General features: G+C 64.8%; 12 protein-coding genes. 6 read left to right on the forward strand and 6 right to left on the reverse strand.

The features are described 5' to 3' along the window. Window positions 1-169 precede the first annotated feature (169 nt). From U5809_RS19485 to U5809_RS19500, 4 genes are all read left to right on the forward strand, one after another. Window positions 170-1846 (forward strand): collagen-like triple helix repeat-containing protein, encoded by a 1677-nt coding sequence (locus U5809_RS19485; protein WP_322087752.1) that lies wholly within the window; start codon window positions 170-172, stop codon window positions 1844-1846. 40 nt (window positions 1847-1886) lie between these two features. Next, window positions 1887-3308, forward strand: a complete 1422-nt coding sequence (locus tag U5809_RS19490; RefSeq protein ID WP_322087753.1) for a collagen-like triple helix repeat-containing protein — start codon at window positions 1887-1889, stop codon at window positions 3306-3308. Window positions 3309-3456: 148 nt separating this feature from the next. Next, window positions 3457-5142 carry a ShlB/FhaC/HecB family hemolysin secretion/activation protein gene (locus tag U5809_RS19495; RefSeq protein ID WP_282507365.1) on the forward strand — a complete coding sequence of 562 codons (1686 nt, stop codon included), beginning with the start codon at window positions 3457-3459 and terminating at the stop codon, window positions 5140-5142. Between the two features lie 166 nt (window positions 5143-5308). Beyond that, the gene (locus U5809_RS19500) at window positions 5309-5770 is read left to right on the forward strand and encodes a DUF2147 domain-containing protein (protein ID WP_322087754.1); all 462 of its coding nucleotides are present in this window, start codon (window positions 5309-5311) and stop codon (window positions 5768-5770) included. Window positions 5771-5872: 102 nt separating this feature from the next. On the opposite strand, the gene U5809_RS19505 is transcribed toward U5809_RS19500, so the two are convergent. From U5809_RS19505 to typA, 6 genes are all read right to left on the reverse strand, one after another. Next, window positions 5873-6283 (reverse strand): transposase, encoded by a 411-nt coding sequence (locus U5809_RS19505; protein WP_322087755.1) that lies wholly within the window; start codon window positions 6281-6283, stop codon window positions 5873-5875. 144 nt (window positions 6284-6427) lie between these two features. Further along, window positions 6428-7525 (reverse strand): cell division protein ZapE, encoded by a 1098-nt coding sequence (gene zapE / locus U5809_RS19510; protein ID WP_322087756.1) that lies wholly within the window; start codon window positions 7523-7525, stop codon window positions 6428-6430. A gap of 97 nt (window positions 7526-7622) precedes the next feature. Beyond that, a complete protein-coding gene (gene lpdA / locus U5809_RS19515) occupies window positions 7623-9053 on the reverse strand; it encodes a dihydrolipoyl dehydrogenase (protein WP_176051242.1) in 1431 nt (476 codons plus the stop codon). An 81-nt stretch (window positions 9054-9134) separates the two neighbouring features. Further along, a complete protein-coding gene (gene odhB / locus U5809_RS19520; RefSeq protein WP_322087757.1) occupies window positions 9135-10409 on the reverse strand; it encodes a 2-oxoglutarate dehydrogenase complex dihydrolipoyllysine-residue succinyltransferase in 1275 nt (424 codons plus the stop codon). Between the two features lie 135 nt (window positions 10410-10544). Beyond that, window positions 10545-13409 carry a 2-oxoglutarate dehydrogenase E1 component gene (locus U5809_RS19525; protein ID WP_282507362.1) on the reverse strand — a complete coding sequence of 955 codons (2865 nt, stop codon included), beginning with the start codon at window positions 13407-13409 and terminating at the stop codon, window positions 10545-10547. A gap of 318 nt (window positions 13410-13727) precedes the next feature. Further along, window positions 13728-15554, reverse strand: coding sequence for a translational GTPase TypA (gene typA / locus U5809_RS19530; protein ID WP_176051239.1), 1827 nt, complete (start codon window positions 15552-15554; stop codon window positions 13728-13730). 328 nt (window positions 15555-15882) lie between these two features. Here typA and U5809_RS19535 point away from each other — a divergent pair, with 328 nt between their 5' ends. Both U5809_RS19535 and U5809_RS19540 read left to right on the forward strand, forming a co-directional pair. Next, window positions 15883-16374, forward strand: coding sequence for a MarR family winged helix-turn-helix transcriptional regulator (locus tag U5809_RS19535; RefSeq protein WP_114176862.1), 492 nt, complete (start codon window positions 15883-15885; stop codon window positions 16372-16374). Between the two features lie 87 nt (window positions 16375-16461). Then, complete coding sequence (locus U5809_RS19540) at window positions 16462-17958, forward strand: efflux transporter outer membrane subunit (protein ID WP_322087758.1); 1497 nt, start codon at window positions 16462-16464, stop codon at window positions 17956-17958. The last annotated feature ends 45 nt before the right edge of the window (window positions 17959-18003 follow it).

Below are 18003 nucleotides of genomic sequence, written 5' to 3' on the forward strand. Positions count from 1 at the left end.
AGATTCAACAATCTTTCAATTTCCATAACTTCCTTTCCCGACAAGGAATTGGCTCGTTTAAAACCCGTTGTCGAACCGTCGGGCATCGAAATGGCACGACAGTTGCAGAGTAGTCCTCGCACCACCCAACACAACGCAGTTCACAACACATCTTTAATGCGAGGAAGAAATGGACATCAAGGTTATCCCTCATGGCGTGCTCCGGACGACTCTGATCGCGGCCACCGTTGCAGCCATGCTTTCCCTCTCCGCGTGCGGCGGTTCCGGTTCGATCAGCCAGGGGCTCGGCGGCGGCTCGAGCTCGGGCGGCGGTGATTCGATCTCGACGTCGGGTGGCGGCACCTCCGGCACGAGCGGCACCTCGGGTACGAGCGGTTCGTCCGGCACCAGCGGCACCTCGGGCACGAGCGGTACGTCCGGTACCAGCGGAACCTCGGGCACGAGCGGCACCTCCGGTACCAGCGGAACCTCCTCGGGCACGAGCGGTACGTCGGGTGTGTCGGCGAACCCGGTGGGACAAGTCCTCGCAAACAGCAGCAATATCATCACGGGTGCCGGCGGCACCGTATCGGGCCTCGGCTCCGTCATCGGCAGCCAGTCGCTGCCGGGCGTCAACCCGGCCACCACGCAAGCCGCGGGCGGCATCGTGCAAAGCGTCGGCGGCGCGGTGACCGCGCTCGGCAACGGCCTCGGCAACGGTCTCGGCCAGCTCGGCGCAACGAAGGATCCGCTCGGCACCACGCTCGCCAGCACGGGTGGCGTGGTCAACCAGCTCGGCGGCGCAGTCACGGACACGGGCAAGCTGGTCACGAGCCTCGGCAGTGGCCCGCTGTCGCCGCTCGCACCGGTCACGGGTGCCGTCGGCGGCCTCGTGTCGACGCTCGGCGGCGCCGTATCGAACGGCGGCACGACCCTTACCAATGCACTGTCGACCGGCCCGATCCAGCAAGTCACGCAGACGGTCAGCTCGGCCATCACGCCGATCACGACGATGGTCGGCCAGACGACCCAGACGATCGGCACGGCGACCGGCCTCGGCGCCCCCGTCAACACGCTGCTCGGCACGGTCGGCAACGGGTTGAACCAGGCCGGCGCACTGCTCGCGTCGACCGGCGGCAACCCTGTCACGACGGGCCTCGGCAACACCGTCTCGGCGACGGGCAATACCGTGAAGGCCGTCGGCGGCCTGCTCACGGGCGGCACCGGCGGCGTGACCAACCCGCTCGCCCCGCTCACGGGCCTCGTCTCGACGCTCACCGGCACACTCGGCGGCGCAACGGGCGGCGGCAGCGGCCCGCTCGCACCGGTCACCGGCCTTGTCTCGACGGTCACCGGCGCACTCGGCGGCGCAACGGGTGGCGGCAGCGGCCCGCTCGCACCGGTCACCGGCCTCGTCTCCACGGTCACCGGTGCACTCGGCGGCGCGGCAGGCGGTGGCAGCGGCCCGCTCGCACCGGTCACCGGCCTCGTCTCGACAGTCACCGGCGCACTCGGTGGCGCAGCGGGCGGCAGCGGCGGCCCGCTCGCGCCGGTCACCGGCCTCGTCTCGACGGTCACCGGCGCGCTCGGCGGTGCAACGGGCGGAACGAGCGGCGGCCCGCTCGCACCGGTCACGGGTCTCCTCGGCGCGGTCACGGGTGCCCTCGGCGGCGTGACGGGCGGCGCAGGCGGCAGCAGCCCGCTCGCTCCTGTGACGAACGTCGTCTCCACGGTCACCAGCGCGGTCGGCGCACCGGCACTGAGCGGCGGCACGGGTGCCGTCACGAACTCGGGCTCGTCGTCGAACCCGCTCGCGCCCGTCACGTCGCTGATCGGCGGCCTGCTTGGCGGCACGCACGGCAAGTAATCCGACATCCATTCATCGAAAAGACAGCGAGGAGTCCATCATGTCCCAGCAACGTTCCATCACGACCGTCGCCCTGCGCCAGTGGCGCGCCCCCCTCACCGCCTTCGCCGCAGCCTGCCTGCTGGCCGCCTGCGGCGGCGGCGGCGTCAGCTCGCCGCCGACCAGCAGCAATAACAACAACCCGAGCACGAGCGGTACGCCCAGCACGAGCGGCACCAGCGGCTCGCCGACCGGCACCAAGGGTGTCGTCAGCACGGTCGGCCAGACGGCCACCGACCTCGGCAGCACGGTCGGCAACATCAGCCTGCCGGGCCTCGGCGACGGCGTGACGAAGGGCGTCGGCAGCACGCTCTCCAGCACCGGCACGATCGTCGGCGCAGCCGCCGATGCCGTGAGCAACGGGCTGGGACAGATCGGCTCGACGAAGGATCCGGTCGGCACGACGGTTGCCGGTCTCGGCAATGTCGTCGGTGCGACGAGCAACACGGTGTCCGGCCTGAGCTCGACGGTGAAGGCGCTCGGTACGGGCCCGCTCGCGCCGCTCGCTCCGGTCACGACCCCGGTCGGCACCGTGCTCGACACGGTCGCCAACGGCCTGACGGCCGCCGGCACGACGATCGGCTCGACGCTGTCGTCGGGTGCCGTCCAGCAGGTCACGCAACCGATCAGCTCGGCGATCACGCCGCTCGTGATCACGGCCGGCCAGGTCACGCAACAGGTCGGTACGACGACCGGTCTCGGCCAGCCCGTCTCCGGCCTGCTCGGCCAGGTCGGCGGCGCAATCAGCTCGGCAGGCAAGCAGGTCGGTGGCACGTCGAGCCAGCCGCTCGTCGGCGACGTCGGTCAGCTCGTGACCGCAGTCGGCAACACCGTGACCAACGCGGGCGGCCTCGTCAACCCGAACGGCCCGAACGGCGCAGCACCGATCCCCGGCCTGATCACGAGCCTCGTCGGCGGCTCGACGGCGACCGTCCAGAACGGCACGTCGTCGGGTTCCGGCTCGACGAACCCGCTCGGCGGCCTGCTGTCCGGTCTCGGCTCGACGCCGCTCGGCTCGCTCACGGGTGCACTCGGCGGCGCAACGGGCGGCTCGGGCAGCGGCCCGCTCGCACCGGTCACGGGCCTGGTGTCGACGGTCACCGGCGCACTGAGCGGCGCGGCAGGCGGCAGCGGCGGCCCGCTCGCCCCCGTCACGAATCTCGTGTCGACGGTGACGGGCACGCTCGGTGGCGCAACGGGCGGCGCAGGCAGTGCAAACCCTCTCGCGCCCGTCACCGGTTTGCTGAATACTGTCACCGGAGCAGTGGGCGGTGCAGCGGGATCGGGGGGCGCGAGCCCGCTCGCGCCGGTCACCTCGCTGGTCGGCAGTGTCACGGGTACGGCCTCGTCGGGTAGCGGCTCGACAGGCCTGCTGGCACCGGTAACGGGGTTGCTGGGCACGCTGGGTAGCGTTGGCAAGTAAGGAGGACGGTCGCACCATCGCAGCCGGAGCGAATGGCGCGGCCGTACAAACACAACCGGCATGGCGGCACGCGACGCGCGACACCCTGGTGTCGCGCGTCGGCATTACAAAGAAGACGAAAAGCAAGGCCTACGAGGAAGAAAGAACAATGAAATCCAGACTCGACAGATGGATGGTGCTGCTCGCGATCGCGGCGGCAGGCACGGCACATGCGCAATCGCGCGTCGGCGGTAACCCGCTCGACTCCCTTCCCCAGATCAACGCACCGAAATCCGGCCCGAACGTGACCGTGCAGGTCGCGCCGCAAGCGCCGCAGTTACAGGAACTGCTGTCGCGCCACCTGACACCGTCGACGTTTCAGGTCGAAGGCGTGAAGTCGGTGCCGTTCGAGGAAATCTCGCGCCGCTTCACCCCCCTCGTCGGCAAGGACATCACGATCGGCGACCTGATCGAAACCGCCAACGGCGTGACGAAGCTGTACCAGGAGCGCGGCTACGCGCTGTCGTTCGCGTTCGTTCCCGCGCAGACGTTCGAGAACGGCGTCGTGCGCATCACGGTTGTCGAAGGCTATGTGTCCGACGTCAAGGTCACCGGCAAGCCCGGTGCGATGGAACCGAAGATCCGCGCGATCGCTGCGCACATCACGGCCGATCGCCCGCTGCGTCGCGCGACGTTCGAACGCTACGTAAACACGTTCGGCCTGCTGCCCGGCCTCACGGTGAAGGCGAATGTCCCGCCGCCGCAAACCACCGACGGCGCCACGACGCTCGAACTCGCGGTCGACCGCAAGGCGTTCAACGTCAGCACCGGCATCGACTTCAACCACCCGGGCGTCCAAGGCCTCATCACCGCGACCGAAAACGGCCTCACGCGGTTCGGCGAGCAGCTGAGCATCTCGGCGCTCGCGCCGCCGGGACGTGACAAGCAGACCTACTTCGCGTTCAGTGGCGCGGTGCCCGTCGGCAGCAGCGGCCTGATCACGCGCCTCGACGCAAGCACGTATCGCGGCAAGCCGACCGACAACCCGGGGCTGCCGTCAACCGTTCAGCGCACTGTGAAGAACGAGAAGCTCGGTCTTTCGGCATCCTACCCAATCCTGCTGAACAACCAGCGCAGCTTGCTCGGCACGGTATCGGGCTACGCAGCGCATAACGAAGATCGCTATCAAAGCCAGCTCAACGGCAATACGCTCGACAACCGGTCTCAAGTTCGCGTGCTGCAACTGCAACTCGACTACACCAGTGTCGAACCGAAACAGGTGCGAAAACTGAGCGTCAACGTGGCCAAGGCGTTCGACATCCTCGGCGCATCGAAATCACAGACCGGCCTGGTTAACGGCGTGGGGGTCACCTATGCAGATCCGATTTCGCTCACCTTCGTTCGCACCGGCGCGACTGTCACGCAAACCAACGAATGGCCGTTCCGGATCGGCACGTCGGTTTCGCTGACCGGCCAATACAGCCCCGACTCGCTGCCGACGTCCGAACAGATCTCGTTCGGCTCGACCCGCTACGCGCTCGGCTACCAGCCTGGCGAAGCATCGGGCGACTCGGGCTGGGGGATGTCGCTTGAGGTCAATCGCGGCTTCACGCCGGGCTGGACGTATCTGAAATCGATCACGCCGTACGTCGCGTACGACATGGCACGCGTCTACCTGCACTCGGGCACACCGTCACCCAACCGCATGTCGTCGGTCGGCATCGGTGTGCGGTTTACCGACAGCCGTTTCTACAGTCTCGACCTGAATGTTGCGAAGCCGATCGGCGACGCGCCCGTCGAAAGCGCATCGCGCAGCCCACGCATCAACGCCGCATTCTCGTATCAGCTCAACTGATCGGACACCAAACAGCCCGCGTCACGCGGGCTGTTTCGATTAGAGTCCCCTCTATCAAACTTGCCGCGCGGTTTCACGTATTCTGGCGAAGCTCGCAACATGCCCGCCCCATGCAGACGGTCGTGCGGGCGAATCGAACACGACTTGCAAAACAAGGAGGACGACAATGATTCAACTGACCCGCCCGTTGCGTGCAATCGCCGTTGCCGGCGCACTGCTCGCCTGCGCAGCCCCCACGTTCGCACAAGCCGACAATCCCGTCGGCATGTGGCAGACGATCGATGACAACACCCATCAGCCGAAGGCACTCGTGCAGATCGCCGAAGACAGCGACGGTGCGCTGACGGGCAAGGTCGTCAAGGGCCTCGGCGCGAACGATACGCCCGACCGCCGCTGCTCCGCCTGCACGGACGAGCGCAAGGATCAGCTCATCAAGGGCATGACGATCATCAAGGCAATGAAGAAGGAAGGCGACCACTGGGACGGTGGCAACATTCTCGATCCGGAGAACGGCAAGGTCTACAAGTGCAAGATGACGCTTGAAGACGGCGGCCAGAAACTCGTGGTGCGCGGTTACATCGGCGTATCGCTGCTCGGCCGGTCGCAGACCTGGGTTCGCCAGCAGTAACGCAGCACGCGCGCAGACGCGCGGCGCAATGAAAAATCGGCCTGCGACTAAGTCGTCAGGCCGATTTTATTTGGGTGCGGGCGCAACAGAAATTGATCGGTATCACGCCGCATGCTTCAGCGAATCGGGTGCATAACTGCCCGGCGTGCGATACGCGGGTACCGCGTTGCCACGTGCCTCCGCCGCCTTCGATTGCGTGTGCTTGCGCATCCGTGCGGTCAATTCGTTGCACAGATTCACGCCCGGGTCGCCATAGAGTTCGCGCATCACACTCAACAGCGTGCCCGTCTCATGCCAGACCTTGAAGCGGCGATGGCACGTTTGATACGACGGGTAACGACGCGGTATCGCGGACCACGTTGCGCCGCTGTAAATCACCCAGAGCACGCCGTTCAGGACGGCCCGCGTATTGGCCAACGGACGGCCGCGCAACTCGGTGCGCGGCTGCATTTCGGGCAGAAGTGGCACAACGCTGCGCCACTCGTGGTCGGTCAGATCGCGATACGGTGTCATGGACATCTCCAGCCTTGGTAACCATGACACAACGATATCGGCTCACCTCAACGATGCATATAAGACAAATCCGAAAATACCCCGAGATTGCGCGAATTTGACCGAAATTGACGTTTGAATCCCGTCAATTACCGGACGACGCAATCAGGTCAGCGAGGTATCGACGATGCGACGCGGCGTTTCGAGATACTCCTTCGACTGCATCTCGACGATTCGCGACACCGTGCGCGCGAATTCGTTGGCCATCGGGCCTTCGACGTACAACTGCTCCGCCGGCACCGCCGCCGACATCAGCAGCTTGACCTTGTGGTCGTACAGCACGTCGATGAGCCACGTGAAGCGGCGCGCCTCGGACGCCATCCGCGGCGACATCTGGGGCACCTCGGACAGCACGATCGCATGGAAGCGGCTCGCCAGTTCGAGGTAGTCGTTCTGCGAACGCGGACCGCCGCACAGCGTCGCGAAGTCGAACCAGACGACACCGTCCGCCTTGCGCAGCGCCTTCAACTCGCGCTTCTCGATATGCAGGATCGGGCTTTCGTCGGGTACCGCCGCGAGCTTGCCGAACGCATGGCGCAGTTCGCGATCGGCGTCCGCGCCGAGCGGCGTGTGATACATCTTCACCTGCGCGAGCGTGCGCTGGCGATAATCGACGCCCGCGTCGACGTTCAGCACGTCGAGCCTGTCCTTGATCAGCGCGATCGCCGGCAGCATGCGGTCGCGATGCAGGCCATCGGGATACAGGTCGTCGGGATCGTAGTTGGACGTCATCACGAACTGCACGCCGTTGTTGAACAGGCGGTCGAGCAGACGGTACAGGATCATCGCGTCCGCAATGTCCGACACGTGGAATTCGTCGAAGCAGATCAGCCGGTAGCGCTTCGCAATGCGCCGCGCGAGTTCGTCGAGCGGATCGGCCTGCCCTTTCAGTTCCTCGAGTTCGCGATGTACTTCGCGCATGAACTCGTGGAAATGCAGGCGCGTCTTGCGCTGCACGGGCACGACCGCATAGAAGCTGTCCATCAGGAAGCTCTTGCCGCGACCGACGCCGCCCCACATGTAGACGCCGCGCGGGAGGTCGGGATGATTGATGAGCTTCTTGAATGCGTTCGAGCGGCGCGCCTTGTACTCGACCCACTCGTCGAAACATTGCTGCAGGCGATCGACGGCCGCGCGCTGCGCGGGATCGGACTGATAGCCGCGCGTGCTCAGTTCGCGCGTGTAGTATTCGGTGACGTTCATCGGGCAAACCGGAAAAAACGAAGGCGGACGGGAAACCCCGCCCGCCCTCGTCATGAGACGGTTGCGCCGGCCGGCGGCCGGCAGGCGCTTACCGTGCTCAGCTGTTCAGCGAGCGCTTGTCGACGGCGAGCGCCGCTTCGCGCATCACTTCCGACATCGACGGGTGCGGATGGCAGATGCGGGCGATGTCTTCCGACGCCGCCTTGAATTCCATCGCCACCACGGCTTCCGCGATCAGGTCCGACGCGTTCGCGGCGATCACATGCACGCCGAGCAGTTCGTCGGTCTTCGCATCCGCGATCATCTTCACGAAGCCGTCCGGCGCGTTCATGCCGAGCGCGCGGCCGTTGATCGAGAACGGGAACTTGCCCGACTTGATCTCGCGGCCTTCCGCCTTCAGCTGCTGCTCCGTCTTGCCGACCCATGCGATTTCCGGGTACGTGTAGATCACCCAGGGAATGCAGTTGTAGTCGATGTGCGGCTTCTGGCCGTCGATCACTTCCGCGACCAGCACGCCTTCGTCTTCCGCCTTGTGCGCGAGCATCGGGCCACGCACCACGTCGCCGATCGCGTACACGTTCGGCACCGCCGTACGGCAATGATCGTCGACGTCGATGAAGCCGCGCTCGTTCGCCTTCAGGCCGATTGCCTCGAGGCCGAGGTTGTCGGTGTTCGGCACGCGGCCGACCGACACGATCAGGCGGTCGGCGTCGAGCGTCTGCGCGTTGCCGTCCTTGTCCGTGTAGGCGATCGACACGCCGTCGGCGGTCGCCTTCACTTCACCGATCTTCACGCCGAGATTGATGTCGAGGCCCTGCTTCTTGAACAGCTTGGCCGCTTCCTTGGCGAGCGCTTCGTCGGCTGCGCCGAGGAATGCCGGCAGCGCTTCGAGCACCGTCACTTCGGCACCCAGGCGGCGCCACACCGAGCCGAGCTCGAGGCCGATCACGCCTGCGCCGATCACGGCGAGCTTCTTCGGCACCGCGTCGAACGTCAGCGCACCTTCGTTGTCCGACACGATCTTGTTGTCGACCGGGATGCCCGGCAGGTGACGCGCCTTCGAGCCCGTCGCGATGATCACGTTCTTCGCGGTGACGACTTCGGTTTCACCCTCGCCGCTCACTTCGATCTGCACGCCGGCGTCGGTCTTGCCGGTGAACTTGCCATGGCCCTTCAGCCAGGTGATCTTGTTCTTCTTGAACAGGAACTCGATCCCGCTCGTCATCTTCTCGACGATCGCGTCCTTGCGACCGAGCATCTTCGCGACGTCGATCTTCACGCCGTCGACCGTGATGCCGTGGTCGGCCAGGTGATGCGACGTGTTCTCGAACTCTTCCGACGACGCGAGCAGCGCCTTCGACGGGATGCAGCCGACGTTCAGGCACGTGCCGCCGAGCTTCAGCGCGCCGGCCGGGTTCTTCCACTTCTCGATACAGGCAACGGTCTTGCCGAGCTGCGCGGCGCGAATCGCGGCGATGTAGCCGCCGGGGCCGGCGCCGATCACGACGACGTCAAATTCCTTGGACATGACAATCCTTTCTACTTGTACGCCCGCGGGTTCGCGCGTGGGCGCGAACCCGCGGAGCGGGTCAATGCAGTGAGACTCGGCTTACAGGTCGAGCAGCAGGCGGGCCGGATCTTCCAGCGCATCCTTCATCGCGACGAGCGACAGCACGGCTTCGCGGCCGTCGATGATGCGGTGGTCGTACGACAGCGCGAGATAGTTGATCGGACGGATCACGATCTGGCCGTTTTCGACAACCGGGCGCTCCTTCGTCGCGTGCACGCCGAGGATGGCCGACTGCGGCGGGTTGATGATCGGGGTCGACAGCATCGAGCCGAACACGCCGCCGTTCGAGATCGAGAACGTACCGCCCGTCATTTCCTCGATCGACAGCTTGCCGTCCTTCGCCTTCTGGCCGAATTCGGCGATCTTCTTTTCGATCTCGGCGAGGCTCAGTTGATCCGCGTTGCGCAGGATCGGCACGACGAGGCCACGCGGCGAGCCGACAGCGATACCGATGTCGAAGTAGCCGTGGTAGACGATGTCGTTACCGTCGATCGACGCGTTCACGAGCGGGAACTTCTTCAGCGCGTGCACGGCCGCCTTCACGAAGAACGACATGAAGCCGAGCTTCACGCCATGTTCCTTCTCGAACTTGTCCTTGTACTTGTTGCGCAGTTCCATGACCGGAGCCATGTTGACTTCGTTGAACGTCGTCAGGATCGCGTTGGTCTGCTGCGATTCGAGCAGACGCTCGGCGATACGCGCACGCAGGCGCGACATCGGCACACGCTGCTCCGGACGATCGTTCAGCCAGGTCGTCGCCGACGCCGGCACCTTCACTTCCGGCAGCGACGGCTTCGCCGCGGTCTTTGCCGGTGCGGCAGCCGGAGCAGCCTTCGGTGCGCTGCCAGCGGCCAGCGCGTCGCCCTTCGTGACGCGGCCGTCGCGACCCGAACCTGCGACGTCGCCTGCCGACAGGCCCTTCTCGGCCAGCAGCTTCGATGCGGCCGGCGATGCCGTAGCCGAGCTCGATGCCGTTGCAGCGGCCGGCTGTGCAACCGGCGCGGCTGCAGCAGGCGCTGCTGCCGGCTTGACTTCGGCGGCGCCCGCCGCTGCTTCGGCGGCACCTGCCTTCGCTTCGGTGTCGATCGTCGCGATCAGCTGGTCGGCAACGACCGTATCACCGTCGTTCTGCAGCACTTGCGCGAGCACGCCCGCTGCCGGTGCCGGCACTTCGAGCACGACCTTGTCGGTCTCGAGTTCGATCAGGATTTCGTCCTGCGCGACTGCTTCGCCCGGCTTCTTCTTCCACTGCAGCATGGTCGCTTCCGAAACCGACTCCGAAAGCTGGGGGACTTTGACTTCTACGATAGCCATGTGATTTTCCTGGATGCTTAATCTGGGTAATGACGAGGTTCGTGCGATTCCTTTGGCCGGTACGGCGCGCCACGCGCCCGGCAGGCCAAAAGAGACGGGAAAGCGCCGCGCGCCTTCCCGTTTCGCTTCCGTCGGTTATTTCGCGATCGATCCGCTCTTCAGGCGGCCGAAAGCACCTTCGATCAGGGCCTTCTGCTGCTCGTAGTGCTTCGCGTAGTAGCCAACCGCCGGCGAGGCCGAAGCCGGACGGCCGCTGTATGCCAGCTTCTGCCCTTCCTTCATGCCTTCCTTCAGGTGGTGCTCGACGTAGAACCAGGGGCCCTGGTTCTGCGGCTCGTCCTGCACCCAGACCACTTCAGTCGCGTTCTCGTACTTCTTCATTTCGGCTTCGAACTGCTTGTGCGCGAACGGATACAGCTGCTCGATACGGATGATCGCGACGTCGTTCGCCTTCGCTTCGCGGCGATGCGCAACGAGGTCGTAATACACGCGGCCCGAGCAGGCCAGCACGCGCTTGACCTTCTTCGCGTCGATGCCGCCGTCGGTCTCGCCCAGCACCGGCTGGAACGAACCCTTCGCCAGTTCCGACAGGTCCGACACCGCTTCCTTGTGACGCAGCAGCGACTTCGGCGTTGCGATGATCAGCGGCTTGCGGAACAAGCGGATCATCTGGCGGCGCAGCAGGTGGAAAATCTGTGCCGGCGTCGTCGGCTGAACGACCTGCATGTTGTGATCTGCACACAGCTGCAGGAAACGCTCGATACGCGTCGACGAGTGTTCCGGACCTTGCCCTTCATAGCCGTGCGGCAGCAGCATCGTGAGACCCGACACGCGGCCCCACTTCACTTCGCCCGACGAGATGAACTGGTCGATCACGACCTGTGCGCCGTTGACGAAGTCGCCGAACTGCGCTTCCCACAGCACGAGCGTGTTCGGCTCGGCGGTCGAGTAACCGTATTCGAAGCCCAGCACCGCTTCTTCCGACAGCACCGAGTCGATCACCGTGAACTTCGCCTGGCCTTCGGCGATGTTCTGCAGCGGCACGTACGTACCGTCGTTCCAGCGCTCGCGGTTCTGGTCGTGCAGCACCGCGTGACGGTGCGTGAACGTGCCGCGGCCCGAGTCCTGGCCCGTCAGGCGCACCGAGTAGCCCGATGCGACGAGCGACGCGAATGCGAGGTGTTCGCCCATGCCCCAGTCGAGCGGCTGGTCGCCACGCGCCATGTTGCGGCGGTCGTTGATCACGCGCTCGACGAGCGGGTGGACCTTGAAGTTTTCCGGGACCGTCGTGATGCGCTCGCCGAGACGCTTCAGTTCGGCGAGCGGCACGGCCGTGTCGGCCGCATCCGTCCACTTGCGGTTCAGGAACGGAACCCAGTCGACCGCGTACTTGCTCTTGTAGTTCGACAGGACCGGGTCGACCGTGTGGTGACCGTCGTCCATCGCCTTGCGGTACGCCTTCACGTAGCCGTCGGCGTCTTCCGCGGTGATCACACCCTGCTGCACGAGCTTCTCGGCGTACAGCGCACGGGTGCCCGGGTGCTGCGCGATCTTCTTGTACATCAGCGGCTGCGTGACGGCCGGCGTGTCCTGCTCGTTATGACCCAGCTTGCGGAAGCAGACGATGTCGATCACGACATCCTTGTGGAACTGCATCCGGTAATCGATCGCGATCTGCGTCGCGAGGATCACGGCTTCCGGATCGTCGCCGTTCACGTGCAGCACCGGCGCCTCGATCATCTTGACGACGTCGGTACAGTACAGCGTCGAGCGCGCGTCGCGCGGGTCGGACGTCGTGAAGCCGATCTGGTTGTTGATGACGATGTGCAGCGTGCCGTGCGTGCCGTAACCGCGCGTCTGCGCGAGGTTCAGCGTTTCCATCACGACGCCCTGGCCAGCGAAGGCCGCGTCGCCGTGGATCTGCACCGGCAGCACTTGCAGGCCGTCTTCGTCGCCGCGACGGTCCATCCGCGCCTTCGCGGAACCTTCGACCACCGGGTTCACGATTTCGAGGTGCGACGGGTTGAACGCGAGCGACAGGTGGACCGGGCCGCCTTGCGTCGACACGTCCGACGAGAAGCCCTTGTGGTACTTCACGTCGCCTGCCGGCAGGTCGTCGACGTGCTTGCCTTCGAATTCGGCGAACAGGTCGGCCGGCATCTTGCCCAGCGTGTTGACCAGCACGTTCAGACGGCCGCGGTGGGCCATGCCGATGATGATTTCCTGCACGCCGCTCTTGCCTGCGTGCTGGACGACTTCGTCCATCGCCGCGATGAAGCTTTCGCCGCCTTCGAGCGAGAAGCGCTTCTGGCCGACGTACTTGGTGTGCAGGTAGCGCTCGAGGCCTTCAGCGGCCGTCAGGCGATTCAGGATGTGCTTCTTCTCGTCTGCCGAGAAGTTCGGCGTCGCGCGGGTCGATTCCAGGCGCTCCTGCCACCAGCGCTTCTGTTCCGGGTCGCTGATGTACATGTACTCGGCGCCGATCGTGCCGCAGTACGTGTCACGCAGGCCCTTGACGATGTCGCGCAGCGAAGCCTGGTCGAAACCGAAATACAGGTTGCTGGCACTGTACGTCTGGTCGAGGTCGCCTTCGGAGAAGTCGTAGAACGCGGGTTCGAGTTCGGGAATGGCGGGACGTTCGCGACGCTTCAGCGGATCGAGATTGGCCCATTGCGAGCCAAGGAAGCGATAAGCGCTGATGAGGGACTGCACGTGAACTTGCTTGCGCGCTGCAGCAAGGTTGGTGCTGCTTTCGCGCGGGATGAAGGCATTGGCCTTTGCACGCTCGGCGAACGATTCGACGATCGGAAAATGAGCGACGTCATTGGCACTCGAGCCGTCCGTTGCAGGAACGTTCTGCAGCGCGTCGAAATACTCTCGCCAGTTCTCCGGCACCGACGCCGGATTGTTGAGGTATGCATCGTACAGTTCTTCAACGTACGAAGCATTGCCGCCGAACAGATAGGAGTTCAGCTGAAACTGCTTCATTACATCTGACATTTTACGCTCACCTTTCTTCGAGCTTCTCGAGAAATAGCGGGTTACTCAACCTTCCGCGACACGGCCTGACCGTTTAGCGGATTGCGAATCAAGTCTTGCTTGGAAGGACCTAAAACTTGCGTGCGCGCAGCATATCACAGAACCGATACCGGAGTTCACGGCGAAATGTGCCTGAAAGCACCGCGCGACGGGGTTTTGCCGGATTGCCACGACCCGCGGGAACAGTGTTTTGCAGGCAATCCGGTTGCGTATCGCGCAGATGCAAAAAAGGCTGCCCGAAGGCAGCCTTTTCCGTGATGCAGCGAACAGTCGAACCGCTTAGTCGACCGCGCCTTCGCGGCTCGCGCGGCGACGCTCGTGCTCCTTCAGGAAGCGCTTGCGCAGGCGAATCGACTGCGGCGTCACTTCGACGAGCTCGTCGTCGTCGATGAATTCGACCGCGTATTCCAGCGACATCTGGACCGGCGGCACGAGACGCACGGCTTCGTCGGTACCCGACGCACGCACGTTGGTCAGCTGCTTGCCCTTGATCGGGTTCACGACGAGGTCGTTGTCGCGGCTGTGGATGCCGATGATCATGCCCTCATACAGCGCGTCGCCCGGCTTCACGAACATGCGGCCGCGATCCTGCAGCTTCCAGAGTGCGTAGGCCACGGCCGCGCCGTCGTCCTGCGAGATCAGCACGCCGTTGCGGCGCTCGAAGACCGAGCCGTCCTTGACCGGTGCGTACGAATCGAAGATGTGGCTCATCAGACCCGTGCCGCGCGTAAGCGTCAGGAATTCGCTCTGGAAGCCGATCAGGCCACGTGCCGAGATCTTGTATTCCAGACGCGTGCGGCCACGGCCGTCCGACGCCATGTCGAGCATTTCGCCCTTGCGGCGACCGAGCTCTTCCATCACGCCGCCCTGGTGTTCGTCTTCGACGTCGACGGTCAGCAGCTCGAACGGCTCGTGACGCACGCCGTCGATTTCCTGCATCACGACGCGCGGACGCGACACGGCCAGCTCGTAGCCTTCGCGGCGCATGTTCTCGACGAGAATCGTCAGGTGCAGTTCGCCACGGCCCGACACTTCGAACACCGTTTCGTCGCCCGTGTCCTTCACGCGCAGCGCGACGTTGTGGTTCAGTTCCTTCATCAGGCGGTCGCGGATCTGGCGGCTCGTCACGAACTTGCCCTCGCGGCCCGCGAGCGGCGACGAGTTGACGAGGAAGTTCATCGTCAGCGTCGGTTCGTCGACGGTAATCATCGGCAGCGCTTCCGGCGTATCGACCGCGCAGATCGTCGCGCCGATGCCGACGTCTTCAATACCGTTGATCAGCACGATGTCGCCCGCTTCGGCCGACTCGACCTGCACGCGCTCGAGACCCTTGAACGACAGCACCTGGTTGATCTTGCGGTTCAGCACGTCGCCTTCCGGGCCGAAACGCATCACGACCGGCTGACCCGGCTTGATGCGGCCGCGCGTGATACGGCCGACGCCGATCCGGCCGACGTACGTCGAATAGTCGAGCGACGTGATCTGGAGCTGCAGCGGCGCTTCCGGATCGGCCGGACGAACCGGCACGTGCTCGAGGATCGCCTCGAACAGCGGGCGCATGTCGCCTTCGCGTGCAGCCGGGTCGAGCGATGCGTAGCCGTTCAGGCCCGACGCGTAGACGATCGGGAAGTCGAGCTGCTCTTCGGTCGCACCGAGCTTGTCGAACAGGTCGAAGGTCTGATTGATCACCCAGTCGATCCGTGCGCCCGGGCGGTCGATCTTGTTGACGACGACGATCGGCTTCAGGCCGAGCGCCAGCGCCTTCTTCGTGACGAAGCGCGTCTGCGGCATCGGGCCCTCGACCGCGTCGACCAGCAGCAGCACCGAGTCGACCATCGACAGCACGCGCTCGACTTCACCACCGAAGTCTGCGTGCCCCGGGGTGTCGACGATGTTGACGTGCGTGCCTTCGTATTCGACCGCGCAGTTCTTCGCGAGAATCGTGATCCCGCGTTCCTTTTCGATGTCGTTCGAGTCCATCACACGCTCGACGACTTGCTGGTTGTCGCGGAAGGTGCCGGACTGGCGAAGCAGTTGGTCGACGAGCGTCGTCTTGCCGTGGTCGACGTGAGCGATGATGGCGATATTGCGAAGGGCGCGGGTCATAGAAACCTGGAAATCGTTTGAACGCGCAAACGCGCCCGCTCGTTTTCACGGGCGCGCGCTGTTGCAGCTTGGAAAGCCACAAATTATAGCACGTGAGAATGTCGAGAGCTGACGGACACGTCACGACGCAACAAAACCGGGGCCGCGCCCCTCCCCTCGAACCGGCGAAGCGATCGAATGCATCGCCGCCCGGCACGCCGAAAAACCTTACCTACATAAGGGATTTTCGCACCGCGAAGCGCGCCCTTTGCCGTTCGATTAACATTTGCCGCGGCAAGCAATTGTACCTATAATGCTGCCTAGTCAACTATTGCAGCTTCAGGGTTTTATGTCGGATTCTTCTACCCAACCGCCCGTTTCGCCGCTGTCTTCGTATCAGATGAACGACAGCGTCGGCTATCTGATGTCGCGCGTGAAGTCGGTGATGACCAACCTCGTCACGCAACGCACGCAGGAAGAGCTCGGCATCACGGGCACGCAGGCGAGCATGCTGTTCATGATCGCGGTCGGCAAGTGCTCGACGGCCGCCGAGCTCGCGCGCGAATACGGGATCGATGCGAGCGCGGTCACGCGCCTGCTCGACCGGGTCGAGAAACGCGGCCTGCTGTCCCGCGTGCGCAGCATCGAGGATCGTCGCGTCGTCCGCCTCGAACTGACCGACGAAGGCCGCGCGCTTGCCGAACGGCTGCCGCCCATTTTCCGCAGCGTGCTCGACCAGGTGCTGGACGGGTTTACGCCGGAAGAAGTCGGGTTCCTGAAGAGCATGCTGCGCCGCATTCTCAGCAACTATTGCGAGACGGCCGGCGGTAGCATCGCGTAATAGTTGCCATAACAATTACTTTTGACAGATTAATGTAAGGAAATCCTTGCAGTGTCCATCATTCATTCCGAGTCAGGGGTCAGCGCGATGAAATCCTCCCCGTTGTCCGTGCGCGCCGGGTCGTGCCGCGCTGCCGTTGCCGCCGCGGTCGCCGCATTCGCACTGGCGGGCTGCGCAAACTACATCGGCATCAAGAGCGACAAGCAGATCGCCCCCGCATCGCAATTCGAATCCGCCCAGAGCCTCCCGGCCCAGGGCGGCCAGTGGCCGGCGCTCGACTGGGCCAACCAGTTCGGCGATCCGCAACTGCCGAAGCTGATCGACGAAGCGCTGCAGGGCAATCCGTCGATTGCGCAGGCGCAGGCACGCATCGCGAAGGCATCGTCGTACATCGAATCGTCGCGTTCGAACCTGATGCCGAAGGCCGAAGCCAGCTACTCGTGGACGCGCGAGCTGTACTCGTCGAACGCGCTGTTCCCGCCCCCGTACGGCGGCCAGTGGTACAGCGAGAACAACGCGCTCGCGAGCGCGTCGTGGGAACTCGACCTGTGGGGCAAGAACCGCGAACGCCTGCACACCGCCGTGTCGCAGGAGAAGTCCGCCGAAGCCGACATGCAGCAGGCGCGCATCACGCTCGCGTCGTCGGTCGCGCGCACCTACAACTCGCTCGCGCAGCTCTATGCGCTGCGCGACATCGCGAAACGCGAGATCTCCAATCGCGAAACGGTCGGCAAGATCACCGACGGCCGTGTGTCGGCCGGCCTCGATACCAACGTCGAACGCCAGACGGCCCGCGGCAACATCGCGACGACGCAGGCTTCGCTGTCGGACCTCGACGGCCAGATCACGACGGTGCGCTACCAGCTCGCCGCGCTGCTCGGCAAGGGTCCGGATCGCGGGCTGCAGATCGCGGCGCCCGTGATGAACCCGACCGCTGAAGTCGCGCTGCCCGGCAACCTGCCGGCCGATCTCGTGTCGCGCCGCCCCGACATCGTCGCCGCGCGCTGGCAGGTCGAGGCCGCGATGCACGACGTCAAGGAAGCGAAGGCCGAGTTCTACCCCGACGTGAACCTCGCGGCCGGCTTCGGTTTCGATGCGTTCGGCTGGGGCAAATTCCTGAACTTCGCGAGCCGCCAGGCGCAGTTCGGCCCGGCGATCCACCTGCCGATCTTCGATGCCGGCGCGCTGCGCGCCCAGCTCAAGGGCCGCTATGCGGACTTCGACCTGTCGGTGGCGAACTACAACCAGACGCTGATCAGCGCGCTGAACGACGTCGCGACGCAGGTCGCGTCGATCCGCGCGGTCGACCGCCAGATGGGCGACGCGCAAAACGCACTCGACGCGTCGACGCGCGCCTACGATCTCGCGGTAATTCGTTACAAGGCCGGCCTGTCGCCGCAACTGCAGGTGCTGACCGCGGACAGCAACCGTCTCGCATCCGAACAGACGGTGACCAACCTGAAGATGCGCCGTCGCGACATGCAGCTCGCGCTGATCAAGGCACTGGGCGGCGGGTTCGATGCGACCGGTACGCCGCTCGCCGCGCCCGACGCAGCCAAGCCGACAAAACAGGCCGCCAACTGATCCGGCGCCACCAATACGCAGACACTCGAAATAACGGACGGAGAA

The organism is Burkholderia sp. BCC1999 (assembly GCF_905339975.1).
Taxonomy (GTDB): domain Bacteria; phylum Pseudomonadota; class Gammaproteobacteria; order Burkholderiales; family Burkholderiaceae; genus Burkholderia.